22 protein-coding genes and 1 pseudogene are annotated in these 26,128 nt (G+C 64.8%); 6 read left to right on the top strand and 17 right to left on the bottom strand.

Translation table 11 applies throughout. From position 1 onward, the window contains the following. Window positions 1-179 precede the first annotated feature (179 nt). On the top strand, window positions 180-8,696 hold the full coding sequence (locus AB0J47_RS35765; RefSeq protein WP_364356734.1) for a hypothetical protein: 8,517 nt from the start codon (window positions 180-182) through the stop codon (window positions 8,694-8,696). A gap of 27 nt (window positions 8,697-8,723) precedes the next feature. Here AB0J47_RS35765 and AB0J47_RS35760 read toward each other — a convergent pair whose 3' ends face one another. Both AB0J47_RS35760 and AB0J47_RS35755 read right to left on the bottom strand, forming a co-directional pair. Beyond that, on the bottom strand, window positions 8,724-8,987 hold the full coding sequence (locus AB0J47_RS35760; RefSeq protein WP_364356731.1) for a hypothetical protein: 264 nt from the start codon (window positions 8,985-8,987) through the stop codon (window positions 8,724-8,726). Window positions 8,988-8,994: 7 nt separating this feature from the next. Continuing rightward, the gene (locus AB0J47_RS35755) at window positions 8,995-9,687 is read right to left on the bottom strand and encodes a hypothetical protein (protein WP_364356728.1); all 693 of its coding nucleotides are present in this window, start codon (window positions 9,685-9,687) and stop codon (window positions 8,995-8,997) included. 216 nt (window positions 9,688-9,903) lie between these two features. On the opposite strand from AB0J47_RS35755, the gene AB0J47_RS35750 reads away from it, so the two are divergent. The 4 genes from AB0J47_RS35750 to AB0J47_RS35735 all read left to right on the top strand — a co-directional run bounded on the left by AB0J47_RS35750 (window position 9,904) and on the right by AB0J47_RS35735 (window position 12,460). Continuing rightward, window positions 9,904-10,788, top strand: a complete 885-nt coding sequence (locus tag AB0J47_RS35750) for a helix-turn-helix transcriptional regulator (protein WP_364356743.1) — start codon at window positions 9,904-9,906, stop codon at window positions 10,786-10,788. Then, window positions 10,778-10,987 carry a DUF397 domain-containing protein gene (locus AB0J47_RS35745; protein WP_364356726.1) on the top strand — a complete coding sequence of 70 codons (210 nt, stop codon included), beginning with the start codon at window positions 10,778-10,780 and terminating at the stop codon, window positions 10,985-10,987. The genes AB0J47_RS35750 and AB0J47_RS35745 overlap by 11 nt, the downstream gene beginning before the upstream one ends. A 32-nt stretch (window positions 10,988-11,019) precedes the next feature. Next, window positions 11,020-11,229 (top strand): DUF397 domain-containing protein, encoded by a 210-nt coding sequence (locus tag AB0J47_RS35740; protein WP_364356724.1) that lies wholly within the window; start codon window positions 11,020-11,022, stop codon window positions 11,227-11,229. A gap of 271 nt (window positions 11,230-11,500) precedes the next feature. Further along, window positions 11,501-12,460: a hypothetical protein gene (locus AB0J47_RS35735; protein ID WP_364356721.1), complete on the top strand. Its 960-nt coding sequence runs from the start codon at window positions 11,501-11,503 to the stop codon at window positions 12,458-12,460. Window positions 12,461-12,701: 241 nt separating this feature from the next. On the opposite strand, the gene AB0J47_RS35730 is transcribed toward AB0J47_RS35735, so the two are convergent. The 15 genes from AB0J47_RS35730 to AB0J47_RS35660 form a co-directional block, all read right to left on the bottom strand. Continuing rightward, window positions 12,702-13,088: a hypothetical protein gene (locus AB0J47_RS35730; protein ID WP_364356718.1), complete on the bottom strand. Its 387-nt coding sequence runs from the start codon at window positions 13,086-13,088 to the stop codon at window positions 12,702-12,704. After that, window positions 13,085-14,260: a PLP-dependent aminotransferase family protein gene (locus tag AB0J47_RS35725; RefSeq protein ID WP_364356715.1), complete on the bottom strand. Its 1,176-nt coding sequence runs from the start codon at window positions 14,258-14,260 to the stop codon at window positions 13,085-13,087. Before AB0J47_RS35725 ends, AB0J47_RS35730 begins: the two co-directional genes overlap by 4 nt. Continuing rightward, window positions 14,257-14,421 carry a hypothetical protein gene (locus tag AB0J47_RS35720; RefSeq protein ID WP_364356712.1) on the bottom strand — a complete coding sequence of 55 codons (165 nt, stop codon included), beginning with the start codon at window positions 14,419-14,421 and terminating at the stop codon, window positions 14,257-14,259. The genes AB0J47_RS35725 and AB0J47_RS35720 overlap by 4 nt, the downstream gene beginning before the upstream one ends. Then, window positions 14,418-14,870, bottom strand: a complete 453-nt coding sequence (locus AB0J47_RS35715) for a cupin domain-containing protein (RefSeq protein ID WP_364356709.1) — start codon at window positions 14,868-14,870, stop codon at window positions 14,418-14,420. Before AB0J47_RS35715 ends, AB0J47_RS35720 begins: the two co-directional genes overlap by 4 nt. 47 nt (window positions 14,871-14,917) lie before the next feature. Next, window positions 14,918-15,172 carry a tail fiber domain-containing protein gene (locus AB0J47_RS35710; protein ID WP_364356706.1) on the bottom strand — a complete coding sequence of 85 codons (255 nt, stop codon included), beginning with the start codon at window positions 15,170-15,172 and terminating at the stop codon, window positions 14,918-14,920. A gap of 92 nt (window positions 15,173-15,264) precedes the next feature. Further along, window positions 15,265-15,435 (bottom strand): hypothetical protein, encoded by a 171-nt coding sequence (locus AB0J47_RS35705; protein ID WP_364356703.1) that lies wholly within the window; start codon window positions 15,433-15,435, stop codon window positions 15,265-15,267. A gap of 68 nt (window positions 15,436-15,503) precedes the next feature. Next, window positions 15,504-16,205: a class I SAM-dependent methyltransferase gene (locus AB0J47_RS35700; protein ID WP_364356740.1), complete on the bottom strand. Its 702-nt coding sequence runs from the start codon at window positions 16,203-16,205 to the stop codon at window positions 15,504-15,506. A 796-nt stretch (window positions 16,206-17,001) separates the two neighbouring features. Next, a complete protein-coding gene (locus tag AB0J47_RS35695; RefSeq protein WP_364356700.1) occupies window positions 17,002-19,575 on the bottom strand; it encodes a hypothetical protein in 2,574 nt (857 codons plus the stop codon). Window positions 19,576-19,582: 7 nt separating this feature from the next. Then, the gene (locus AB0J47_RS35690; RefSeq protein WP_364356697.1) at window positions 19,583-19,894 is read right to left on the bottom strand and encodes a hypothetical protein; all 312 of its coding nucleotides are present in this window, start codon (window positions 19,892-19,894) and stop codon (window positions 19,583-19,585) included. A gap of 28 nt (window positions 19,895-19,922) precedes the next feature. Then, window positions 19,923-20,276, bottom strand: a complete 354-nt coding sequence (locus AB0J47_RS35685; protein ID WP_364356694.1) for a hypothetical protein — start codon at window positions 20,274-20,276, stop codon at window positions 19,923-19,925. A gap of 9 nt (window positions 20,277-20,285) precedes the next feature. Further along, on the bottom strand, window positions 20,286-21,020 hold the full coding sequence (locus AB0J47_RS35680; RefSeq protein ID WP_364356691.1) for a hypothetical protein: 735 nt from the start codon (window positions 21,018-21,020) through the stop codon (window positions 20,286-20,288). Continuing rightward, window positions 21,017-21,361, bottom strand: a complete 345-nt coding sequence (locus AB0J47_RS35675) for a hypothetical protein (RefSeq protein ID WP_364356688.1) — start codon at window positions 21,359-21,361, stop codon at window positions 21,017-21,019. The genes AB0J47_RS35680 and AB0J47_RS35675 overlap by 4 nt, the downstream gene beginning before the upstream one ends. After that, the gene (locus AB0J47_RS35670) at window positions 21,358-22,857 is read right to left on the bottom strand and encodes a PE domain-containing protein (protein WP_364356685.1); all 1,500 of its coding nucleotides are present in this window, start codon (window positions 22,855-22,857) and stop codon (window positions 21,358-21,360) included. Before AB0J47_RS35670 ends, AB0J47_RS35675 begins: the two co-directional genes overlap by 4 nt. 28 nt (window positions 22,858-22,885) lie before the next feature. Beyond that, window positions 22,886-24,610 (bottom strand): hypothetical protein, encoded by a 1,725-nt coding sequence (locus tag AB0J47_RS35665; protein ID WP_364356682.1) that lies wholly within the window; start codon window positions 24,608-24,610, stop codon window positions 22,886-22,888. Next, window positions 24,607-25,212, bottom strand: a complete 606-nt coding sequence (locus tag AB0J47_RS35660) for a hypothetical protein (RefSeq protein WP_364356679.1) — start codon at window positions 25,210-25,212, stop codon at window positions 24,607-24,609. The genes AB0J47_RS35665 and AB0J47_RS35660 overlap by 4 nt, the downstream gene beginning before the upstream one ends. 436 nt (window positions 25,213-25,648) lie before the next feature. Here AB0J47_RS35660 and AB0J47_RS35655 point away from each other — a divergent pair. Beyond that, window positions 25,649-26,128, top strand: a pseudogene (locus AB0J47_RS35655) (hypothetical protein); the annotation flags it as partial.

Here is a 26,128-nt window from a genome sequence, read left to right as displayed (position 1 = left end):
CACCAGACCAACTCCGCTTCGGCAAAGACACCCACCCCGAAAACCACAACCACCCAGGCCAGGGCCCCTCCGCCCACAGCCCACCGCCCGGCGCGACAGCCGACGAAACTGCGGGCGCCAACGAACAGGAACACATCACGGGACCACCGCTGACGGTCGCCGAATTCGTGGGCGAAGACATGTCGTTCCGCGGCGATGTCGCCGAGGAGTGGTTCGCCCGATCGGCCTCCGCCGCACCGTCGGCACCGACGACGACACGTTCCGAGTGGGAGCGCAGGGTACAGCGCGCATTGCGAATCGCCGAGGCGGATATCGCGACTCGCGGTGCCGGGTTCGGCTGGCTCCCTCTGCCGAAACTGTCCGAGGTGTTCCAGCCGCGACCACCGGCGGCTGGCGGCGAGTCGGCCGCCCCGTTACTCGGCGCGATGACCTTCGGCAGCGTGGTGCCCGCACCGGAGGGCAGGCCGCGGTTTCCCGGCTGGGAACTCGTCGATTCCGGTCCGCTGGCGTGGGCGTACGCCACATTCGTGGTCCGCAACCCATGGCCGCCGGAAGTGCGGCCGCAAGTGCACGCCTGGTGCCGAGGTCGCATCCACGCCCGGTACGGCGAGGCCGCAACGGCCGATTTCGATCGCTACCTTTCGCTCGAGGCGCGAATCGCGGCCGTTCGCCAAGCCTTCCAGTGGTCGCAGGACCTCGCCACCGACGCTGTTCGGCTCGCGGACGTGCTGCCGTCTTTCCGTGCGAATCTCGTCAGGGTGCGCCGGACCGCCGGGCTCGCGCTGATATCCATGTCCGACGCTCAGCGGGTTCTCGACGCGTTCTCGGGTCCTGAAGCGCACACGTGGCCGTCGTCGGCAGACCGCTTCAAAGTCGCGCAGTCCGTAGACGAGCCACTACCACCGCGGCTCGGCATTCGGATTCGTGAGTTGCTGGCGCATCCGGGCGACGCACTGTTGACCAGGGCGACGAACGCCCTCCGGCAGGAGTACGGGCCGCACCGACTGGAAGTGGTCGAGGCGCAGTACGAATCCGCGCCCGCCGGTAGCGGGGTGGTGGGGCGCATCCGCATGCATGCCGTGGTGCTGATCGGGCCGGTCGAGTTCGGCGATGTGGAATTGCGTTTCGACCTCGATACCGCCGGGACCGTGACCGCGGCCGTTGATCCACAGACCAGCGAGTTCGTCCCCGAATACCTCGTCCGTGGCGGTACGGGTCGTGGGTCGTTCCTCGACATGGTGCGCCACTTCGTAAGAGGGGCTGGGGCGAATGTGTTGCGGGTAAAGGCTGCCGCCGATTCGAATGGAGTCAACCCTCTGCACAGTCGCGGGTTGCTTGTGCAGGCGGGATTCGAACCGGTCGAGAACGCACCCGAGTGGCTGAGCGAACTGTGCGAGGCGATTCCGCCTGCGGCGCCGCCCACCACGTCGCGGCTGGATCGACGTCTCACCAGGGAACAGGTGCTCCGGGTGATGGAACAGGTGCGAGTGACTCCGCCGGACGAGTACGAAAACCAATGTGGCGTATGGCATCTGCCGCTTTCCACCACGAATGCCTCGACCGCCGATGTGATGGTGACGGTCCGGGTCTATCTGCTCGAGGCCGAACGCCTGGGGTTCGACTTCGATGGGCTGGTTGTTTCCGCGGCGGTCGCCTCCGACGCGTTTCACCAGGCCGGCGTGCAGGGTCCGCGGCTGCTCTACGATTCCGAGTCGTCACAGACTGTGCCGGTTTATCGGACGCGGGTGACGATTCACGAGTACGTTCCGGGAAGTGCGGTACTGCCGGACGAGGGCTGGGAGCGTACGACCGAAGATGTCTCCCGCGAGCTGATGCGTTTGCACAACACACCGGTCGACCAGCACACGTCGCAAATCAGGTGGGAACACGAGCAACAGATCCGGCTCCGCCAGCTCGAACTCGACGATACCGACCGAAGGCTGGACGCTCTCACCGATGGTGCGCCGCTATTCGCCACCTGGATGCCACTGGTCGAGCCTCCACCCCGTGAGCGGATGGGATTCACCCACGGCAACCCGCTGCGGCGCAAGATGCGGCGCGGCACGGACGGTCGCGTCGGCTTCACCGACGCCAAGTCCGCGCAATATGCCCCGATCGCGTGGGATTGGGCCAGGTACTACCTCGGGAACGACTGGCTCGACGACGACGGACGCCGGACTGTCGACCGGGAGATCCGGACCATACTGCGGCGGGGCTACGGCGACGATATCGGCGACGAATTGGTCGCGGACTTCGATCGGTACGTGCTGCTGGAGGCACGGAAATCCCTCGTCGGCGACGCCTACCGGCTGCCGAGGAAGATCGCTGCGGGCATCGTGACCGTCGATGATGTCCTGCCTGACTTCTACCGCCACGTAGTCCGCGTACGCCGGGCGACCCATCGGCGTCCGCTCTCGCTGCAAGAGGTTCGCGAGCTGCTGATCGAATGGTCGCAGCGTGAGCTCGAACCGGATGCGCCGGAGGCGACAACCACCCCGGCGTCCGCGGCACCCGCACAGACCTCGTCCGCCGGGGTGCCGCGTCAGTGGGTGCGGCAGCTGTTCGCCGCGGCCATGCACCCAGCCGCCGACGCACAGGTCGCGGCGGCGCGCGCCGTGTTAGCGGTCGCGCAGCACTGGGACGGGCCGCTGCGACTGGAACCAACCGCGGTGCGGTGGCTCACGCATGAGGACGAGCCGGCCGGTGACACGGTCGCCCAGCTGATCGTCATGGCCACCATCATGGACGGCAGACGCGAGTACGGCGACATGTACATCTACTTCTACCTGCACCGCGATGGCCGGATCACCGCCAACGACGTCGGTACCTACCCAGATATGAACCTCGATCGCCTCGTGCTCGACTTCGCCCGCGGCGCGGGTGCCGACCACATTCAGATGATGGTCCGCGACCGGCGGGCCGCTGCCCGCGCCGGATTCGACTGGAACCGAAAACACGCTGGTGAAATGGCCGGCATCCGCGAGACTCTCCTCGATGCGGTGGATGCCATCGAGCACAGCGGCTCGGCCGTACCGGCCGGCATCGCGGAGGTGGGCCGACAGCTGCGGTCGGGTGTACTCCCGACACCACGTGAGTTGCTCGACAGCGGCATGGAGGAAGCGGGCATAAGTCTTAGTGATATCGCCGCCCCGTGGTACTGGGGGACCGACCTGGCTGCCGCATGGGATGCCGAGGACGTCAATTGGAGCGAGCCCGAGAATCTGCCGGTCGCACGCCGTGCGGATACTGCACCATCACGGGCGTCGATGTTGGTCGATATCAGGCGCGATGGCAGCGGCAGCCTGGATTCGAGGCTCGCCGCCCGGCTGATTCTGCGGGCCGCGCTCCGATCGCCCGACCGACACGGCTACAGCACGCAGGTCTGGTTCGACCGAGACGGCCAGGGCAATCGGATAGTCGTGCACCGAGCGTTGCCGTCGGCCACCTTGGACAAGGATCTGACGCGCAATCCCGGTCGCAACGGGCAGGATGGCCGCTGGTTCCATTGGCTTGCATTCGATGTGCCAGATGCCGTGGAGCTGGCCGCGGGCGTGATCAATGTGCCCGAGACGGTGTACCAGTGGGGCGAATACAAGGTCGAGATGTACGCCGAGGGGCGCACATCAGGACCGGATGATCCGGACTGGGAGGCGGTGCTGGACCAAAAGTTCGCGGTGAAACGCCGGCTGCTCGACGTGCGGTTGCCCGCGCACCTGCGGGTGCGGCCGGTAACCGAACATCTCCACCTGTACCTGGACTATCAGCGGCGCAATTACCATAGTCGCGCGGCCTGGCTGGATCAGCTGTTCCGACTCGCCCCGCATCAGGCCTGGTCACCGGAAACAGACGACCAGGCCTGGCCACCGAGCCTCAACCACAACGACATGACCCTCGATAATGTCCGAGTCGCCGATGACGGCACGCTCACGCTGATCGACTGGGACAATGCGGCCATTACCCACCCGCTGTGGGACTACGTGACCATGCTCTGGACGAACCGCCCCCCGGAGATCGCCGAGGCTGTCGAAAACAAAATCAGGAGCGAGGTCCGCGACCGTTTCGGACCGCGTGGCGAGGCGGAATTGGAGCGTTTGCTGACAATGGCGTGCCTCGACTCGCTCTATGCCGATTCCAGGAACTTCGTCAAGCAGATCGCGGACGATCCGGACAAGGTCGACACCTTGGTCGGACGGTTCTACACCGACTATCGCCGACTGTGCCGGCTGCGTGGCTGGGAACCGGAGTCTCAGGAGGTGGTCCGCACGCTGATCACGACGGCGGCGAACCAACTGCGCGCCGGGTGGGGTGACGAACCGCTGCCGGACACGCCGGACGTCCAACCGAGCCGACCGCCGGCCACATCCACCGTGAACCCGGGATCAGTCCTGCCCACAGCCGAGACTTCCGGCGACGAAGAACTGCTCGCAGTCGTGCACGGTCTGCTGGATCGGGAGTACGGCCCACGCGGCTACATGGTGGTGCCGACTGGAGCGAGGTTTACGACCGACACGGGGAACCGGCGTCTGACCGTATCGGCCTCGATCGTCGTCGACGATGACGATCGGGGCATCGATGAACCGGGCGATATGCGACTTCACCTCCAGCGGAGCGAAAATGGCCTGATCACAGTCACATTCGACCATCTCGTGGTCGACGAGGCGTTCGCCGGTGGCCAGTTCGTGCAGCACTTCGTGCCACGACTGCGCGACCAAGTGGGCGCCGGTGGCCGGATTGTCGTGCCCATCCACGGCCCGACGGGCTTCCGAGTCGCCGCGCACCAGGGGCTTCGGCTGGATTCGGACCCGGAGCATCTGGCCGAATCCAGGGAAAGCACCGCGCACCTGCTCAACACCGATCCCGACCAGATTGTCGCGGACCCGATGCTCGACAGATTCGACCGGCCCGCCGAGGCAAGGCCTACATTCGCCGAGATGGCGGAGTATTTCGAGCAACTACCGCACGGCTGGCCGCAGAACCGCAGGTGGTGGGGTGTGCTGGACGGCGCCCCGATGGATACCGCCGCAGCGGGCGATGCCGTCCTCGCCGGTTCGGTTCCGGAAGCGACGAGCCCCCGGCCGATGGCCAGGATGACACAGCACGATGCCGAGACCGAGGATCCCGCTTTGACCGAGCCGCAGATCGAACTGCTGACCACGCTGGTCCGTGACCGGGCCGCGTTCGCCGGCAACCACCATGGGGTTTGGGTCATCGTGCTGCCCAACGACCGGAAGGTCGTCATGCGCGTATCGACCGCGACGCCGAATCCCAATTTCGATCCCAGGATCGGCCTGGTCTTCGGGGAACCGGCCGCGGTAGCGCTGTGCCAGCTGGCCGGTGTCCGGGTACCGCAGCTGTACTACGGCGGTGCGCAGGACACCTATCCGGAGCGCTACATGATCCACGAGTTTCTCGACGGCAGACACCCGAGCCCAGAGGACCCGTGGCAGGTCACGGCCGAGGGCCTGTTCACCGTGCTCGATCGGCTCCACGCGATGCACGCGGACCGCTGGGACGACATCGAATCCGAACACTCGCTGCCCAACACCCGTGCCGAATGGGAGCGGCGGTTCGCACGTGAGGTGGCACGGATCCGGCTGGAGTTCGACGCAGACGATCGGCTCCACGGCGATCTCGGGATGCCTGGTCTGCATGAGGTTTTCGCCGTTCGACCCGAATCGCACGGCGATGTGCGACTCGGGGCCCTGCACGGTGATCCGACCTTCGGCAACATCATTCGCCTCGGCCCCGACGGTGAGCAGGTCGCGCTGATCGATCTGGAATTGGCCCAACCAGGTTCGCCGGTGTGGGACTACGTGGCGTTCGCGGCACGCAACCCGTGGCCCACTCCCGCCGTCCGGAACGAAGTGCTGGACTGGTGCAGGCAGCGGCTGCGGCGATACTACGGCGACGCCGCTGCCGCCGACTTCGACCGGTATCGGGTGCTGGAGGCGTGGAAATCCGCTGCGGGAGACAGTTTCCGGTTGCCACTGCTCGTCGCCCGCGATCCGGCGTTCCTCGACAACGCGGCGGAAGCGTTGCATCGCAACCTGACCATCGTCTTCGAGGCAGCTGGCCGACAAGCGCCGTCGCTGGCACGGGCGCGCGACCTGCTGTGGCGGTGGTCGCGCCGACTTGTGCGGCTGCCCGACCCGCAGCAAGCGCCCAGCGAGCCGTTGGCCGATATGCCCGAACCCGAGGCACCCGGGCTGCCGCGGGTGTCGATACGTGAGCTGTTGCGGATGGGCAGCAACCACGCCCAGGCCGATCAGGCATTGCGCGATGCGGTAGCCACGATGAAACGCGGCGACGGGCCAGCGAGGTTGGAGCCGGTGGCCGCGGAATTCGAGCCGCTCGGCGAATCGGACAACGACATCGTGAGCCGTCTACGGATGCGCACCGTCTTGATGGACGGCCCCCGGGAATACGGTGAGGTCTTGGTTCGATTCGACTTCGACCGCGCCGGCCGCGTGATTGCCTGCCCGGAGGCAACCACCGCCGACCTAGATCGCCTCGCCGGTGACTACGGGGGCCCATACCTGCTCGGACCTGCCGAAGATCTGGCCCGGCGGATGGGCGCCGACATAGTGGAGTTGGAAGTCTCGGGCACCGAAGGTGCGCGAGCGGCGCGGCACGGATTCGGCTGGGCCACCGCGCCAGGCAAATTCGCCGAGTCCACCGCCTCTGTGCAGGCTGCCATGCGAGCCACGGGTGGGCATGTGCCGGACCGGCTCCCGGACACACCGCAGCAGGTCCGGCAGCAGGCTGGAGCCGGTGCACTGTTCGCGCGATGGTGGGCGAGCAAAGATCTGACCGATCCCGCTGCGCCATCGACCCCGATCGAGTACCGCGCCGCTGCGCGTCAGCGACCTCGCGAGGACCTTCTTCCTGATATCACCGAGGCCGTCGAGGAGGGCGGCATGGAACTGGAGCAGGCGGCGAAGTTGGTGGTGCTGACCGCGATGAGTCCCGCCGACGTCGTGGGTCACTACACGCAAGTCTGGTGTGTCACCGACCGGGACGGAAGCCCCGTCAAAGTGCGACGCGTCGTCGCCAAGCCCGGCGACAAGGATCTGGCGGCCAACCCCACTCATCCGAAACTTCTCGACGGAGATCGGAATTTCCACCTCATCGACCTGGATGAGGAACGGGCAGAGGAGCTGGCCCGGCAGGCGGGGGTCGATGTGCCGAAGACGGTGGCGCGCTGGGGCGCACACTCATTCCGTGAAATGGGAGAAGGTCGGATCGCCGCGACCGATGACCCGGACTGGCGCCAGACCTTGCGCGGCTTGTTCCGGCAGCTGCGGCTGTTGCAAACCGTCGAACTTCCCGACGACCTCGCCGTGCGCAGCCTCGCCGAACACGAGGGGTTGTATCACAGTATGCAGCGAATCAAGCATGAACAATCGCACCCGTTCCTGAATATGATGCGGATACCGATGCCGCACCAGATATGGGTGCCGGGCGATACCACCTGGAAGGCAGGTCTGAGCCACGGCAACGCGACCCTGCGCAACCTGTGGGTCCGGCCGGACGGCGAGGTGCGGCTGGACAACTGGAATCTCGCTGGCATTCGCCACCAACTGTGGGACTACGTCACCCTCTTCTGGAACCCGTGGCCATTGACGGCCGTCGACGAGGTGGTGCGGATGGTCGAGGAAGAAATCCGGGACCAATTCGGTGCATCCGGAATCGAGGAATTCCGTCGGCTGCGGGCCATGGCCTGCCTCGACTCGCTCTACAGCGACTCCGTCGATTTCGTGAACAAAATCCGGATCGACCCCCGCAAGGCCCAGGCGCTGACCCACCGTTTCTACGCCGACTACCTCTGGCTGTGGAACTATGCCGAGGCGGCCGGGGTGTGGCCGTCACGTGGTGCACACCCCCTGTCCTATGAGCAGGTGGACGCCCTCATGCGGAATGCCGCCGACCCGACGATGCCCTGGCTCGATCTCGATGCCGACTTCGACAACGCACGGTCGGCCCGACAGACATCCACCGCACCGGGACCCGATCTGTCGGCGGTTCCCGCGATACCGGATCTCCTCGCCGAATACCCGCCGGAACATGAACTGCTTTCGAGATTGTCCGGTCTGCAACAGCACTACGGCCTCGACCTCGAACTCGTACTGACTCGCGTCGAATATCTGCGCACCGGCCCCCGGCAGGTCGTCTCAGGAGTACGGATCCGCGGTGTGTTCATCACGCACCGCGGAGGTCCGGCCGAGGCGGGTGATCTGGATCTGAGCATCGAGATCGACGAGGACGGTCGGCTCACCGCCCGATTCGACGAACTGTGGATCGAGCCGTGGCACGGTCGTACCGGATGCGGCCGTGACGTCGTCCCGGCGCTGCGCGGCTACCTGCGCAGGTCCGGGGTCGAAAGTGTCACTGTGACAGTCCATGGTCGGCGCGGCGCCAAGGCCGCAATAGGCCATGGGGTCAACTGGGATTACCGCCCCGATCCGCAGCGGCTGACGGAGTACATGCGGGCATTGCGCGAGCGCATCAGTGCCCACCTCGCGGTTACCCAGGACCCGGCGGTCACCTCCGCGCTACGACAGATACTCGTCGAGCTCAATTCCCCACCGGGCGGACGCTATCCCACTCCGGCCGACATCGCCCGCCACATGCCGCCGGGCGTGGACGTGGCTCCCTTCTTCGAGGGGATCCGTTGGCAGGGCGTTACCGCTCCGTAAGCGGTCGAGCAGGGCGAATCCGCGCTATCACGGCGTTTCGGGTGGGCGCGAACGGCGGTGTGCCGGAATGGCTTCGGTCCAGAAGTCATGGCGGACGGCGTCCCAGAGTTCGGCGAGTTTCGGGAGGTATTCGCGTGCTTGGACGAGATCGGGATAGTCGCCGGGTTCGAACGATGCGTTAAGTGTTGCATCGGATGTGTTGTGTACGAACATGATTTCGATTTCGTGACGGTGGTTCAGCTGCCAGGTTGCTTGCAGGCGATCGACTTCGGTTCGGTGGATGCCGTCCATTCGGCGGCTATGAACCGATGGCACGGGTGGGGTGGGAATCCTTGTCGGTGAGCGCGTCCAGCACATCCAGCAGCGTTGCGAGATCAGGGCCGTGCCACGCCGACGGCTCGTTTCTGATCGGTTCGAATGGCAGGCCGCGAGTCGCGGCGCGTTCGCGCGGGCTCATGGCCGGTGGGACGAGCGCGCCCGCGCGAACCAGACATCTGAGAGCCGCGGACTTCATTGGGCAGGTGATAGCGCGGCATGTTATGTGCCGCTGCATGATTCGATGTGACTCGGCGACGGTGAGCGCATGGTCGGGGTGCGCGTGGTCCGGGGTGATGCTGCTGAGCATGGCGCGCGCCCATGTCACCGGCGGGCAGACCGTTTCGAGGTCGCAGCTTTCGCAGACGCGGGCGGGGGTGTTGTCCACACTGGCCAGGTCGTAGACGATCAGGGCGGCGGCGCGTACACCGGTGGCGATGGTGAGGCCGTAGCCGATCGGGTCGGTGTCCGGATGCTCCGGTGGACGGACCGTATAGAGGTAGTGGTACCCCAGTTGTTCTGCGTGGCGGCGGATCTCGGCCGCATGTCGCGGCGCGGCCAGGCCGGACACGCTGGTCCGGACCAGGCCGACCGCCTTGGGTTTGCGCGCGTCATCCTCGTCCGGACGAGCACGGACGTAGGTTGTATTCGGCTGTCCCGCTTGTATGTTCGTCATCGTCGCGAACCTTCGTATCGGTGGTCGATGGTGGCGGTCGACCAGTGGGATCGGCCGACCGCCACGACTAGGACACACCGCCCGCGGGCGTCTCGGAAGGCGGAAACGGGAACCACTGTCAATCGGCGAAAAAGCCCAGCGCAAAGCCGAAGTTTGTGGGAGGGTCTTCCCGATTCTGGAGCACATGCCGGCTCGAAATATGGGGGTAATTCATTGGTGGACAGCGATAGCAGCATCACTCGTCGACAGCTCGGGCGATTGCTGCGCGAAGCACGTGACGCGATCGGATTGACGCTGGAGGATGCCGCACGGCTGATGGAGTGGAGTAAGAGCACCCTTCAGCGGTACGAGAAGGGGCAGAACCAGAAGATTCGGATGCGTGAGCTCGACGGGATGATCGATATCTATCGCATCGATCCCGAACGCGCGGAAGGGCTTCGGGGGTTGGCGAAGCAGGCGGCGGAGAAGTCGTGGTGGCATGAGTTCGGGGATCTGATCCCGGAGAACTTCAGTGTCTTCATGGGGTTGGAGTCCGCTGCCGAGACGTTGACGACCTATCAACCGGATCTTGTTCCGGGACTGCTGCAAACGGCTGATTATGCGCGGATCATGGCGCGTATCGCCAGCCCTGGCGATACTGACGAGGAGCGCGAGCGACGCGTCGAGATGAAACTGCGGCGGCAGAATCTCATCACTCGCAAAACGAGACCCGCCAAGATCAACGTGATCCTCGGCGAGACGGTGTTGCGCCGCGTGATCGGCGGTCCCTCGGTCATGGCCGCCCAGCTAAAACACTTGGCAGACGCCAGCACGATGCCTAACGTCAGTATCCGAATACTGCCGTTCTCCTCGGGAATGCCGACCGGTGAACTGATCGGAACCTTCGTGATCCTGGAGTTCCCAGTCGACAGCCGAGGCGAGCCGATCGAACCCACTATCGTCTACGCCGAGAATTACACGGGCGATATGTATTCGGAGAAGGTCGGTATCGTGCAGCGGTACAGGCATGCGTACCAACGCATCGAGTGCGCGGCGTTGGATGAGGTCAGCAGCAGAGCACTGCTGCGGAAGATGGCAAGGGAGTACCAGCATGAACATTGACCTGTCCGGAGCCCGGTGGTTCAAGAGCAGCCGCAGCGGCGGGACCAAAGACTGTGTGGAGGTCGCCTTCCTCGACACCGGCATCATCGGCGTCCGCGACTCCAAAAACCCAACCGGCCCAGCCCTGACCTTCACCCCGAACGAATGGGATGCCTTCACCGCACGCGTGCAAGACGGAGAATTCAACGGCAACGCCTGATCGCCTATGCCCGAACGGCAAGGAGTACCAGCGTGAATACTGATCTGTCCGAAGCTCACTGGGTTAAGAGCAGCCGCAGCGGGGCGACCAAGGAATGTGTGGAGGTCGCCTTCCTCGACACCGGCATCATCGGCGTCCGCGACTCCAAAAACCCAACCGGCCCAGCCCTGGTCTTCACCCCGACCGAATGGGACACCTTCACCGCAGAGGTCCAATCGGGAGCCTTCAACCACCCCGCCTGACCACCCAACATCGAAGCGCCCTCACTCCGAACCCCTTCCGGAGTGAGGCCGCCCAGCACAAACGCACCCGAAACCAGCTTCCCCACCTCCCCCGCGCGAACCAACTTCCCGCCCTGCGCACCTTTTCGCCCGCCGCGCACGTTTTCGCCGGGCAAATTCGTGCGTGGCGGGCGAAAAGGTGCGCGGGACAAAGTTATCCACAGGGGCAGTTGTCCACAGGTGGGCGGGTTCGGCGAGGGTGTCGAGGTGGGGTGGGGTGCAGGATGGGCGAATGGAGTTCGGGGCGATCCAGCGGCGGGATGTGTTGGCGGACGGGGGTAGCGACAGTGAGTTGCGACGCAAAATCGCGCGTGAGGGGTGGGCTCGGGTGCGGCCGGGATGCTATCTACCGCCGGATGCATACGAATCGATGGATCGGCCGACTCGATACTTGTTGCTGATCGAGGCCACGGCGCGACGGTTGTCGTCATCGGGGGCGATCAGCCACCAGTCCTCGGCCGCTCTTCACGAACTCCCGTTGTGGGACGTGCCGTTGGATCGGGTCCACGTGACCCGTCGGCAGGGCAGCGGTCATCGAGGCAGGCACTTACACGTGCACTGTGCCCCCTTCCGGGACGAGGACGTCACCACGATCGCATCGCTGCAGGTTCTCGTACCTGACCGGACCGTTGTCGATTTGGCCCGAACACTCGAATTGGAGCAGGCGGTTGTGCTCGGCGATGCCGCGATGCATCGGTTCTCGATCACTCGTGCTTCACTGCGCCGGTCGATCGCCTATGCCGAAGGACGACCGGGGTATCGTGCCGCCCTGCGCACGATCGAAGTGCTCGACGGCCGTAGCGAAAGCGTCGGCGAATCGCGCAGTCGGGTACTCATGGCCCGACTCGGCCTGCCGAAGCCCGAACTGCAGACCGTGATCCTCGACGAGGTCGGCCAGTTCGTTGGACGCACCGACTTCTGTTGGCCGGAACTCGGTGTCATCGGCGAATTCGACGGCAAAGTAAAATACGACAACTATCTGGGACCGCACCGAAGTGCCGCAGATGCGGTCTACCGCGAGAAGCTGCGCGAAGACCGCCTCCGAGACCTCGGCTGGGAAGTCATCCGCTGGACCTGGCCCGACCTCACCACCCCCGACCTCCTCGGCTCCCGCTTCCACCGCGCCCAAACCCGCACCACCCACCGCCCCCACCCTCTCGGCTCAATCCTCCGCACCCCACCCCCCAACTAGCGCTCCGACGATGACGCGCACGAATTTGCCCGCCACGCACACAATTCCAGGCAATTTCATGCGCGGCGCGCAAAAACATGCGCGGCTCGAGGAGCCTAGCCCCGGCGTACGGGTGGCTCGCGTGCGGAGACGAAGGGAGTTCGCCATGGGCGCCGGCGGCCTCGGCCTCGGCTGCCATGGCGTCGGGAAGGCTGATCGTAGTCCGCTCCAGCCACTGGTCACCCAAGAGGATGAGGAGGTTTCATGCGATTTCCGATGCCGCCGGATAGGCGAAACGGCGGCCGGTGAGGGTGGCGGGGAGCGGACCGCGGCGTGGGGTGCCGGATAAGTCGTAGAAGGTTGCGCTGGCTGAGCCGGTGAACTCGTCACCGTCCACGGTCAGGTCGAACCGCACGATTCCCTTCTGCACCGACGAGGGGTCCGCGCGGTCGACGGTGAATTCGAGGAACGCACCCGAGACCGTTGCACCCTCGGCCTTCCAGGTGCCCATCCCATTGCTGTCACTGGTGGCGCGATTGCCGTGATCCGGATTCGATTGCGCCATGGTGCCATCCGCGTGGAAGGTCATGACGTGGTAGCGAAACGGTGCGCCGTCGGCCACCACCTCCCAGACGCCGACGATGCTCATTCGCACAGTCCGGCGAGCAGTTCGATGCCCGGTTCGATCCGATGTTCGGGCACGGTGGCGAAGCTCAGCCGGATCGCGTTGCGGGGTGCGTCGGGGGCCGCGAAGAACGCGGATCCGGGCAGGAATGCGACTCCCCTGTTCAGCGCTGGGACAACCAACATGTCGGCGTCGAAATCCGCTGGGCCCTCGACCCATACGAACATTCCGCCATCGGGTTCGGTCCAACTGAATCCGGGCGGAAAGTACTTTCCCAATGCGGTCACTACCGTATTCAATTTGGCCGCATAAGATTTCACGAGCAGGCTCAGATGCTCGGATCCCACTGGTGTGCCGAGGAATTCGGCGGCGATCGCCTGGTTGAAGGCGGAGGTCTGCATATCGATGCCCTGTTTCAGGGCCAGTACGGGCTCGAGCAGGTCATCCGGCAGCACCGTAATGCCGATCCGCAATGCCGGGGCAAGAGTTTTCGACAGTGAGGTGATGTAGGCGGTGCGGTCCGGCGCGAAGGACCACAGCGGCGGCAATGGCTCACCGCAATACCGCAGGTCGGTGTACACATCGTCTTCCACGACCAATGCGTCGTGCCGGGTGATCACCTCGGCGACCTGCGTACGCCGTGCCGTGGACATGGTCCGTCCCGTCGGGTTCTGGAAAGTCGGCAAGAGATATACGAACGCCGGATCATGTTGTGCCAGTGCGCTATCCAATGCTTCCGGCAGAATGCCGTCCGCATCGGAGGCAACCTCGACCACCAGCGCGCCGTGGCTGCGGAACACCTTCACGGCAGGACCGTAGGTCGGGGTCTCCACGAGCACCACCGCACCGGGATTCAACAGCGCCATGCAGATGTTGTGCAATGCCCCTGATCCGCCCGTTGCGATATGCACCCGTTCAGGTGAACATCCGATTCCTCTGCCGGACAACAGTATTCGCGCCTGCTCCAGCAACGGCGGGAAACCCTGGGTGAGTCCGTACTGCAACACGGTATTCCCGTACTTCGCGATCGCGGCCCCAGCTAAGGACGACACCAGCTCACCCGGCAGCAGTGCCGGGTCCGGTGCACCGACCGCGAACGAGATCACATCCGGTCGCCGCGCCAATGTCGCGAACGCGTCGTCGATCGGCCCGCTGCGCATGGCCGCTTCCCGGCCGAACGCGACACCCGTGCTCACGCCTCCACCTCGCTGGCGCTCGGCTCCGGCCCGAGCACGCTCGTGGCTGTGTTGATTGTTCGCTCGCTGCGCTCACTCATAGCCTCCACCTCGCTGGCGCTCGGCTCCGGCCCGAGCACGCTCGTGGCTGTGTTGATTGTTCGCTCGCTGCGCTCACTCATACCCGAGCCAGCTCCTGCCGCAGGCGCGCGGCGATCTCGACTGCCGCGGCGTCGAATTCCGGCGTCAGCACGAGATCGTCGCTGAACAGCGGATCGGTGCGCACATCCACCGCCACCAAACCGTCGGTGTCGCTGAGATTCACCGCCACATGCACTACCCCCTCCGGGATGTACAGGAATTCGCCCGGTCCGTGCACGTACGGCTCCAATTCCGGACCGATCAGGGTTACCGCCCGTCCGGTCACGCAGAACACGATGGTTTCACTGCGCTCGTGCAGATGCGCCCGCGCCACCTTCCCCGGCGCCATATTCACCATCGCCGCCGAAATCCCTTCGGCACCACAGGTATCCCTGGTTATGCAGGGCAGCAGATGCTGCTCCTGCGGTCCGACCACTTCCGCGACGTCGGCTGCGGCAACCACTCGCACGGCCTTGGCAATCTTTCCCATTCAGCAATCCCAGACATCATTGTATTGGACAGGGTAAATACTCGATTTCACGACTTCGCACGCAACTGGTCGAGCTCCGCGCGGAGTTCGGCGATCTCGTTGTGCAGAGCCTGAATACAAACCAGCGCGACACCGCTGGCATCGACGTTGTAGATCCTCTTATCGCTGTCCCCGAAACCGAAGGCAGCACGAAAGTCCTGCGCCATCGGACCCAGGTGTCGAACATCCGGCGATTCCCATTCGTAGCGCCAAGTGCTGATCGGCAACCGCACGACTTCGGCGAGGATTTCGTAGCCATTCACGGCTCGCTCATGTCCCGGTCCATCCGCTGGTCCGGACGGGATCTGCGGGGCCGGCGCCCGATGGCGCCGACCCCAAGGTAGACCGAACACGTTCAGCGATCCCACACCACCGCGACGCGGTCACGCTTTATCGCTCGATCGCTTTCGATGGTCGCGCTGGCGACGCCTGCCGCTACCGTGGCCAGGCCGGTGCTGGTGGCAGCCACAATTGCGATTCGTGCCAGCACAGCCGCGTGCGTGGTCATCGCGCTGATCTTCTTCATCCGATGTTTCCTTTCTCTCGAGGTCCCAGCCTTCGGCTGCGGATCCACGTATCTGTGCTCGCTCGCGTCTATTCGGGCACTCGCCGGAACACGAACCGGAGCAGAACCAGGTGCTCGTTGTCGAATTGGCCAGCGGACACGTCGAGGTACCGCTCGTAGGTGTGCACGGACCTTTCGCCGACGACTTCGATCGCCTTATCGCGATTCGCCCGAAGACGTTCGAGCCATTCCCGGCAGGTCTTGGCGTAGTCTTCCCTGCCGTTGGTTACCGAGCGCACCCCGAACAGCTTCTCGGCCGCATGCGCCACCTCGGCGAACCTGGGCATATCGGATTCCGGGAAGATCTCCGCCCAGAGGAAGGCATTATCGGCGACGACGGCCTGGTCGATCAGCCGGTTGCCCTTGGCGATCGTCTGCACGACAAGTCGGCCACCCGGCTTCAGAATTTTGTAGCAGTGCTCGAAGAATCGCCGATACGCCGCGACCTTCTCCTGTCGCGACGACCCGAATCGAATAAAGTGCTCCATCGCACCGACGCAGAAAATAGCGTCGTCCGGCTGATGGTCGACCCAACTCTCGAGTCGAACGTCGATGCGGTCATCCGCTCGGCCCTTGATGTAGTCGTATTGCTGACTGCTCGAGGTGATTCCGGTAGCGTGCGAGACTGCGAACCGGTCCAGGGCCGCGCGCATCAGACCGCCTCGACCGCAACCGATATCGAGTATGCGCTGCGATTCGCGCGCCGCGCCCGATTCCAGCACGTAATCGATCTTGCGCAGGCCTGGCGAGAGGCCCGTTCGAAACGAGCTCGAATATCCGCGGCGCTTTCGGCTCGACGGCCCGAGGCGAGAACCGCGGCGACTCCAGGTAACGGCGATGCGGATCTGGTATCAGTGTCCATTTACTGCTCCAAAAAGTACGCAGGATCATCGCTCGTATGGAAAGAATTCAGAGATCCTGGGTTTTGAAGGTGTCTCCGGAGACGGACGTTACGCATGTGGCGAAGGCGCCTCCACCGGAGGAGGAAACATTAACGCAGATCTCACAATGTGTTAAATATTGTTACTTAACAGTTATCTTAAGAATTTCTAAAGTTGCGCCGATACGACTTTTCCACTTTTCCGATATGAAATGACGCCACCGAGGACAGCAGCATAAGCCCACTCCCCCGACCGCGCCGAATTGCGGACATGGCAACATAACCGCATGTCAACCGCACAAGGGCGGGCGTCGAATCGCCACCACGCGTATCTCACTGCGGAAACCGGAGACAATTACGCGTGATACCGCACCAAATATTTGCGCAGTCGCTCATTGCGCGCGGCGTGCGTAGATCGGCACTGCGTGTAGCTGATCTGATCAACAGTTGCTGAAGTCGATAACCTCCAAGCATTCGATAGCAGATATTTATCGCAGGCTCTCGAAGAGAGGTCCGCAGCCGAGCTGGTCCGCGAGCGCTGCGCTCGACCGACCCCTCGGCATCTCGAACGCTATGGCAACCACATACCCAGAACATCCGCCGTGCCCGGCGGAAATATCCGCACTACGGCGCCGTGGCGCTGGGATTCACCTCGTCGGAGGTGCGGTGACCGACGAGCGGCGCGGCGCGGGCGGCGGTGTCTGGGCGGACATTTGCGTGAACGCCGGGTGGTCGACGAGTTGTCCGTGCGCGTAGATCGCATCGCGCAAGCGCTGCCGGGTCGGTTCCTCCGCCAACAGCAGCACCAATTCGTCACAGCGCCGTTCGAACAGCATCGACCGCAGTACCGACGCATCCGAAGCGGAGCGGCCAGCGGCGGTTTCCGATCGTAGCTCCCCCAATGGAATTCGCGAAACATCCGCCTTCAGCGGCAACATGGACGCCACCAACAGATCATCGGCATCGCGCAGCTCTTCCCACCACTGTTCCGGAACCGGTTTGGCCTGCCGGAATGCCTGTAAGATCCGCTCGCGCACGGCATCGGTGCCGAGCGCGGTCGCGGCATTCGGTCCCAGCCGTGCCGTGCGCGCATGCGCGTCGACGGCGAGTTCCACACAGCGCCAACCGATCCGGTCGGTGGGCACCGATGCGGCCCGCTCCAGCAGTTGCGGCGCGCCGATCAGTTCCAGCCGGTCCACCAAACCTGCTGCCGGACTGGCGAAGTCCATCATCACCGCGGCGCCGACCGAAGCTGCCGTCGGCACATCGCCCATTTGTCTACTCAGGGCGTCTTCGATCGGTAGCGAGGATGCCAACGCGGTCAGCCGAGCCCCGGTTTTCTTGCCCCAGGCCAATGCGAATTCCGCGAGTACTCGGGCCGGATCGGCGATCCCCTCCCAGGCTGTATCCGAGACCGACCATACCCACGGCGTCGATAATTCCCGAGGCAGGTACACCCGCGCCGGCATCCATCCCTGCCCCTCGTTCGAGGTGACGAACGCGCCGATACCGCCGGGATGCCGCATTACCGACACCGCCCAGGCCGTGCCGACCGTCGCGGACTCGGCCGCCGCGAGCAGGCTGCTCAGCAAGGTGCGCGCCAGTGCGAGATCGCCGTCGACCCGTTCACCGACCATGAACGTCGGGGCCGCTGCCGCGATCATCGCGGCGCCGACCGCATCGCGCAGATGGTCACTGCCGGAGGACTTTTCGGAGTCATCGGGGGTCGCATCCGACCCGACCGGAACCCCGGGTACCGGACGCGGTGGCGCGTTCTTGCCAGGCGGTACCGAAACACCCGGAGCCGAAACACCGGACGCCGCTGGTGGTCCCGGCGAAACCCGGGGCCCCGCACCGGAAATCCGCGAATCGCCTCCCTGGGGCGCTCGCGTATCTGCCCCCGGTGCCGACGGACTCGCGGCGGCACCTGTCGCAGCTGGTGGCGCGGTAGCGGGCGGTGCCGTAACCATCGGCGGCCCGACGACCGGCGGCGGCGCTACCGGCCCCGCGAAGGCACCCGGCATGGTTGCGAACAAGCCACCCGGCGCCGAATCCAAGCGTTCCCCATCGAGGTTTGCCCCCAGCGACTTATCCGTACCGGGCTTCGACCCCGCACCTATCACGTCATGGTCGGTGGAACCGCCCTCGGATGTCGAGAGGGTTTCCGCCGCAGCGGATGTCGAGCCGCTGTCACCGGAAGTCGTCGCCCCCGGCTGGGACGTGCCGGCGTCGGCCGCACCTGCGGATTCACCGATATGCTGTGGCCGGTAGCCGGAGTCGGGGGCCGCCCCGTAGCCGGGCGCACCTATGCCGGTCGACGATGCACTGGGCGCCTGCGCCTGCGGCTCGGTACCCGGCGGCGGTCCCATCGCTGGCTGCGTCACAATCGGGCTGTCCGTGCCGCCCGGCCCGCTCGGCACGCTCGGCACGCCGAGCTCACCACCGGGCAGCGGCGAGAACGGCCGCGGCAGCCCGAGTCGATCGAAGAGCCGATTCAGCGCGTCCAATGCCGGGATCCGAGGCACCCCATGACCATCCGGCGATCGCCAGCCATTGGGCCAGCCCGGAACGCCGGGCGGCCGCTGGTGTGACGCCCCGGGATGCCGCGGCCCATGTCCCGTGTGCGGATCCGAATGTCCGCGATTTCCAGGCCCTCCGGAGGATCGACGTTGCCACGGCCCCGGCTGCCCCAATGCGGCAGCGATCGCCTCCAACTCCGGCAGGCCACCCGGTCCGATCAGGGTCAGCGCGTGCCTCGCCACCTCGTCGACCTCGGCCCGTGCCTGTCCGATGATCTCCTTGACCTTGGCCTGCTCCTCATCGACGGTCGAACCGTCGCCGTCTTCGTCGGAGACCTCATCGGGAACAGCGCGAATTTTGCGGTCGGCGTTATCGACGATGTCGAGAATGTGGGTGCGCGTACGGTCGACGATTCCGGCGATATGCCCGAAGGTGTCGGCGGTGGCCACCAGCGCATCGACGAAACCCCGCAAAGTTCCCTGCTGGGCCCGCAGATCGTCCTTGATCGGATCCAATCCGGCACTGGAGCGGACGCTGTCCTCAAAGGCTCGGCGGGCGCGGTCGGCCTCCTCAGGATCCAACGCCTCCGCGCCGTCACGCGAGACCGTCTCCAGCGCACGCCACTCGCGTGGCGAGATCTCCGGCCAGTTCGCGCCGACAATCGCCTTCCAATGCGGACTATTGCGCTCCTCCGGGTCCATCCGGGAATCAGATCGACTCGGTTACCTGAGTGCCGCCCGCGACGTCGGTGCCGCGGATGGCATGGTTGGTCTCGACGACATGTCTGTGCATCGAACCGGCATGGCTGTTCAGGTCATCGACCGCGTCCCCGAACCATTCGACGATCAGATCCCGCACCCTGACGGTACGGTGATCGAGCGCCGATGACGGACTGTGCTGCAACACGAAGGCATCGGTATTCGCACTGACCTGGCCGGTGTAAGAGGTCACGACCCCGACGTGGTGATTATGGGTTGCCGTCACGTCGTCCGGATCGTCCATATCCAGGATGTAGGTCATGGCAGGTCCTGTCTGAAGATTCCGGCTGTCAGGAAGTGGTGCCGAATTCGGCGATTTCGGTTGCCCGATAAGAGGATTCGGTGGGCAGATCGAACGAATCGATGGTGTACGGACGGGTGCCGTTGTGCTCCATCTCGGCCCGCAGGCCGACCCGCGACTTCAGATGCGCCAGCCGGGCGAGCCGGAGGATCTCGTTGGCCAGCCAGGTGTCCCCGCTGTCCCTGGCGTCATCGGTGATATGCAACCCGACGACCTCGCCGTCGCGACCGCAGGCGACACCGACGGTGTGGTCCGGATTGAACACCTCATAGGTCAGACTGTGCCAGTCCGGCGCCGGGACCTCGTCGAGGTCGTCCGGGTCGAGATCATGGATTTCGGTCATCGGCTACTCCTAGGTGCGTGCCACGGTGCCGGGCGCGATCACTCGGTCCGGCGGCCCTGCGGCGGGTTTATCCGAAGTCGGCGCATCGGGTTCGGACAGCTGCTGCGCCAACGCATTCCACGCGGCATCACCGATGGTCATGACCTGACTCAATTGCCAGAATCGGGCCCCGAGATACATTTCACCGGTGCCGTCCGGGGCGATGTCGAGATGATCCGGCCCATCCGCGGTCGGATTGAGGCTGATCGTGGTGGCCGGGGGGAACTGGTCGTCGACATTGATGATCGTCGCGCCGCCGCCTGGAATGAAACTCTGCCGGCACCGCTCACTGGCCGCCACCGCCAGATCGGAGCTGTTGGTGGTGAGCGTGACATCCGGATTCAGCAGCAACTGCAGCACCCAGGAACGAGCCGCTTGCTCCGGATTGTCAGCGTTGATCGAAATGGTCAGTGTCGCCGCCAGATCCACGACCAATACCGCCTCGGCGCTGGTCACGCCGACGACCACCAACCGCTTCGGTGAACCAGCTGGATACGGCAGATCGTCCGCGGCAAGGGCGACCACGTCCGAACCGACACCGACTCCGGTGACCGGATGCGCGTTCACGGTTCCGGTAGCTACATCGATCGCATACGCGCACAGCAGATCCGGGGTGCGATCGGCGACCCCAGCCAAACGGACCAGCCCCTCGCGGTGCAACCATCGAACGGTGTCGGCGACGGTTACGCCGTCGCCATCACTCATGACGCCTGCTCCGCGGTGGCGGCGGCCGGTTCGGGATCCTCGGCCCACGGATCACGGTCCATGAGCTGCTCGTACTGACGTGCCGCGTCGGCGGTGCTCTCCCGGATGGCCGTGACGATCTCGGTGACCAGTTCATCGCTTTCGAACCGGTCGACGGTGCCCGGAGCGAGGTAGAGCCCGACGAGTCGCCCCATGGCATCGACCTCGGGAATCACCGCGCCGCTCGGCGACGGCCGACGGGCCCGGATGCCATCGATCTTCTCGCGCAGATCGGCGATCTTATGGCGCAGTTCGCGCGCGGCATCGAGAGCGGCCTGCACATCGGGGTGGATATCACTCATGCGGAACCTCCGGATTGGGACGCCTGATTGGGCTGGGACGGCGTCGGCGGTGTCACGGTCGGCGCGATCGTCGGCTTCTCGCCGATCACCTGTTCGGTATGCGGGGTGTCGTCGACGTACATCAGCCGATCCGGATGCCAGGCCACCACGCGATTGCGTTCGTTATTGCCGCCGCCCGCACCACCCATACCCGGCGACATCGGCATGTACGGCATCATGCCCGAACCGGTGCCCGCGGCGCGCGCCGCACCGGCCGCCGAGGTCGACAACGGCTCGATCACCGAGGTTCGAGGCAGACTCGAACTGTTCGCGGCACTGCCCGAGGAACTCACCATCGGCATCGGGCCGATGCTACTTACGGGCGAGATCGTGCTGGACGACGAATTCATCGCGCCGGTGATATCGGAAATCGGCATGGCACCACCACCACCGGCCGAACCGCCACCGAGCGAACCGTAGTCGGTCGAGCCGTAGTCGCTGTAGCCGTAATCGTCGAGCCCCTCCGTCGTCGAGTCGGTGCTGTTCTGATTCAACAGACCGGAGGACATCAGCGAACTCATTACGGTCGGCAACATCTGGGCCAGACTGCTCAGCATCTGACTGCTGTCGCCCGAACCGCTCGAACTGCTCTCGCCCGAACCGGTTTTCGACGAACCGGCGTTTTCCGCGTTCTTGGAGCCGACGGTGGTGGCGTAACCGGTGATGGTCTCCGCCGAACGCGCGTTCTGCTCCTGGAACTTCGCCAGCGCGGCCTGGATACCGAGCTCGTTCTTGGAGCGCATCGCCTTGAGCAGTTCCTTGCGGGCCGCGATGATCTCTTCGGGCGTCGGGTGTTTGGCCTTCGCCGTGGTGAAGGCGTTGCTGTAGGTGTCGATGCCCTCGACCAGCTTGCCCAGCCCGGTGCCGAGTTCGTCGAGCCAGCCACGATGTTTGGTCAACTCGGATGCCGCGGCCGAACCGACCGGAACCCAATGCTGCATCGTCTGGGTTGCCTCGTCCACGCCGGTCAGGGCGGCGGGATGGAAGCCGCCGAGGAAACCACGCACATCCGCCGACAGCTTGTTCGCCGGACCCGTTCCGAGACCGCCACGCAATTGGTTGGCGAAGGTCAGCGGATCAACGCTGGCACCGGCAGCGGGCATATTGAAAACCGGCGGTTGCCGCACATTCAGCGGCATCGGCTCCGCGACGGGATTGGCCAACACCTCGCCGCCACTGCCGTTAACTTTGCGCGCTCCCTCGTCGTCGGCGACGGTGTAATCCGCCGCCGCGGCACCCAGCTTCTGCGCGGTCTTGTGAATCTCGCTGAGCACACCCGACATACCGTTCAACAGATTTGCGGCGTGAGCATTGAGCTGCGGAACCGCCTCGGCCGATATCGGATCGCTGCCAGCCGGCAACACCCAGCCCGTGGGCAACGACTGTCCGGTGGCGTGCGCCAGCGCGGCGAGTTTCGCCGCCGCGGCGGCGAGCTCCGCCGGGTTGACGTCCACCATCACTGCCTCCTCTCACCCTGGCGCGTGCTCAGGCAGGCGCCCCGCCCGCGGCCGCGAGCATCGGCGCACCGGACTGGTCGCCCGTCGGGGCACCGCCGGGCACCCCGCCCGACTGGTCGCCCGCTGCCGATGCCTCGATGCCATGCGGGTGGACGAATCCGGAGAACTCTCCGAATTCCCCCGCACTGTCCGACAGCTGGTTCAAGTTGTCGGAGGTCAGCTCTTGCAGCTTTCCGCCGATAACGGCCTCCAGCGTGCCGCCGGAATCCGGGGTGCCGAACTTCACCACCACCGCCGAGCGGTCCTTCCAAACCGCGACATCGCCGGTCATCACCTCGTTCGGATCCTTGGAGTCGCCGATCTGCTTCTTGTCCGACCACTTCGCTGGTGTCTTTGCATAGGCCGCCTGCGCGTCGGTACCGCTCTGGTTGCCGAAGGCGGCGTCGAGCCCCTGCGCGGCCACCGCGGTGACCTTCTGAGTACGGCCGTCGGGGAAGGTGTAGTCCACCATGCCGTCGGCACCCGGAGTGTGGCCGGGCACCGTACCTGCGGGCTGACCGGGCTGCGAAGAGGAAGCGCCGGGAGGCGGTGTCGACCCCGCCGGGGCACCTGGTGCGGTTGTCGCCGCCGGCTGGGCCTGGGCCTGCGCCTGGGGCTGCGTGGCGACCGCGGGCTGCGCGGCCAGAGGTTGCTGCTGGACTTGGCCATTCTGGCCGTTCTGCTCGAGCATGCGGCGCATCATTTCCTGCTGCGCGAGCTGCTGCATCATCGGGCCGATCGAGTTCATCATGTCGCTCATACCGGAACCGAGGCCCGACCCCATCCCGGAATCGGGGGAGGCTGCCGAGACCGGGGAGGCGCTCGTGGGACTCGTGGGACTCGTGGAGCCCGGGTCCGCCGACCCGACCGAGCCGGGCCCGGTGCCCGAGCCGTCCGCGCCGCCAGTGCCGGTTCCGGTCGAGGCGCCGTCGTTGATAGTGCCATCGGCACCGAGGTCGAGGGGCTTCCAGGTGTCGTCGGTTCCAGTGCCAGTGCCAGTGCCAGTTCCAGTGCCGACCGGCTGGGCCTGCGTTGGATCGTAAGGATTACCGGTCCCGGTCGGGTTACCGGGGCCCTGCTTCTTCAGGGCGTCTATCTCCTTCTGTTGCTTCTCCGAGATCGCCTTCTGTTCCTTGAGATCGTTGGTCAGGCCCTCGATCGTCTTGGCCTGATCAGTGATCTTTGTGGCGCTGGCGGACATTTTATCCGCAACATCTTTATAGATTTTCGTTCCAGCCTGCAGACCATCCGAAACATAGGACATGATGTAGTCATCCATGGTCATGCCATTATCTAGCGGCTTTGTGGCATATTCACTCATGAGGTTGATAAACTGGCTCATGTCACTCTGATATTGCAGGCGGTCTTCTTTCGTATCTTTCGCCGAGGCTTTCACGACCTCGTTGATCTCGGCCTGCATGGAGTTGTAAACACCCTTGAGCGCACTAGCCTTCTGCGTATAGTTGGTGACGGTCTGCGATCTCAGCTGACTCATGCTGACCTGGCCGACCTGAGCTACCGAACCCGGATCTGGCAGATCGGATGTCTTCCCGCTGCCCAGGGCATCCCAGTTGGTGATAATAAACTTCAGCAGCTGGTTATCCAAGAGCTTCTTGGTGGGTGGTGATATCTGGTAGCTCTTGTCGGAAGGGTAACCGGCGTCGGGATTATCATCCGGAACCCAGAGGATCGGCATTTCCGGAGTTTCCGTCATGCCGACACCGGCCACGTCTGCTGCGACTTACCTTCCGAGTTGTAATCCCCGATAATTGCTTTCCCGTCCTTGGCCCCGTAGTAATTGCCGTGTATATCCGCCCCCGCCGGACGAGCCGGAATTACCACAGATTTTTCTGGGCCACCACCGCCGTTCCCCGGCCACCAACCGGCCTCATCCAGACGACTTCCGACATAGGCGCCCGCGGCGCGGCCGGTCGCGCGCGAGCCCGCTACGCCGACAGCTTTGGCGCCCCTGCCGAACGCGGTGCGATTCTTGAGACCTGGTATCTTCGTCCATTTGAAAATATCTTGCTTATTCTTCGCAAGATAATCGATCCCTTTGCCGATCCCTCCCTTAGTGGCAAGCTTCTCCGCAATCGGACCGCCCACCTTCGCCAAGAGCCCCCCCGCAAGTTTCCCGCCCGGAATAGACGACATCGCCCAGGTCGTGGCGCCGGCTTGCAGCCCCTTGCTGAAACTGCCTTCCTCGACCCCGGTCCAGATGCCGTCGGTGAGACCGGCAAGGGGAGCACCCACGCCAGGCACTACAGAAACCGCGGTCACGACGATATCTTTCAAGTCCAAGCCGAGAAAGCTCATCTGTTCACCTACTCAGTACGGGGTCGATGGCAGCACCTGCGACCTGAACAACGACCTGGTAATCGGCCATCCCGACAGGATCGGTAATCCGGGCACGACTGACGGGGTCAGCACATATCGACATAGCCGCACCCACCTTCCGATCGTGCACTCCGTCCAAGAACGGGCCCTGACCTGCAAATTCAGTGTCGACAGACAGCACCACTCGGGCATCTCTCGACGAACTCATTGTCGAGGATTCCCAGCGTTGGGAACCATGGCGCAAAACGGCGCGGTCAGGATAATTCTGGGAAGACGCGCACGAGTTGCCGTGGCCACCAGGCATGCCGGCCTGGCCCGGTGACCGATGGGAGGAATGCCAGATGAGTCGCCGCTGCCTGGTGCTCGAGATCTCCGCGCTGCACGTCATCCGTATGCGGGCGTTGGGTGGTGGGTTGTGACGAGTCCTTTGGTGGAGCCGGTTGTCGCCGATCCCGAGCTGGATCCGGAGGCGGATGCCGGAGCGGACGAGGGAGATTCGTCGGCGGAGTCGGCGACGCCATGGACGCGGTTGGGGCGTAAGGACGGCACACAATCGGGGCAGCCGAGTGTTACGGCGCCGGGCGCAAACGGACAGGGTTCATCGCCGGATCCGGGTAGTCAGAACGCGGCGCCGGGCCAGCCGCAGGCCGGTTCTGTTCAGCCCGGTCCAGGTAAGGGCGTGGCACCTCCAGCCGCTGGGGGTGCTGTCGCGCCGGGGGCGGTTGCGCCGGGGGCTGCGGGGCCGCAGGCTGGGTCGGCGCCGGGTGCTGCTGGTCCGGCGGCGCCTGCTCCTGCGGGTGCGGTGGCGCCGAATACGTCTCGGACCACGGATGATTCAGCCGCTGATCATGGTGGCGGGTTGTTGGATCCGGATACTTTGACGGCGTTGGCGCCG

The sequence above is a fragment of the Nocardia sp. NPDC049737 genome, assembly GCF_040674755.1.
GTDB lineage: Bacteria > Actinomycetota > Actinomycetes > Mycobacteriales > Mycobacteriaceae > Nocardia.
Note: the sequence above shows the minus strand (reverse complement) of the source record. Positions and strands in the feature narration are given on the sequence as shown.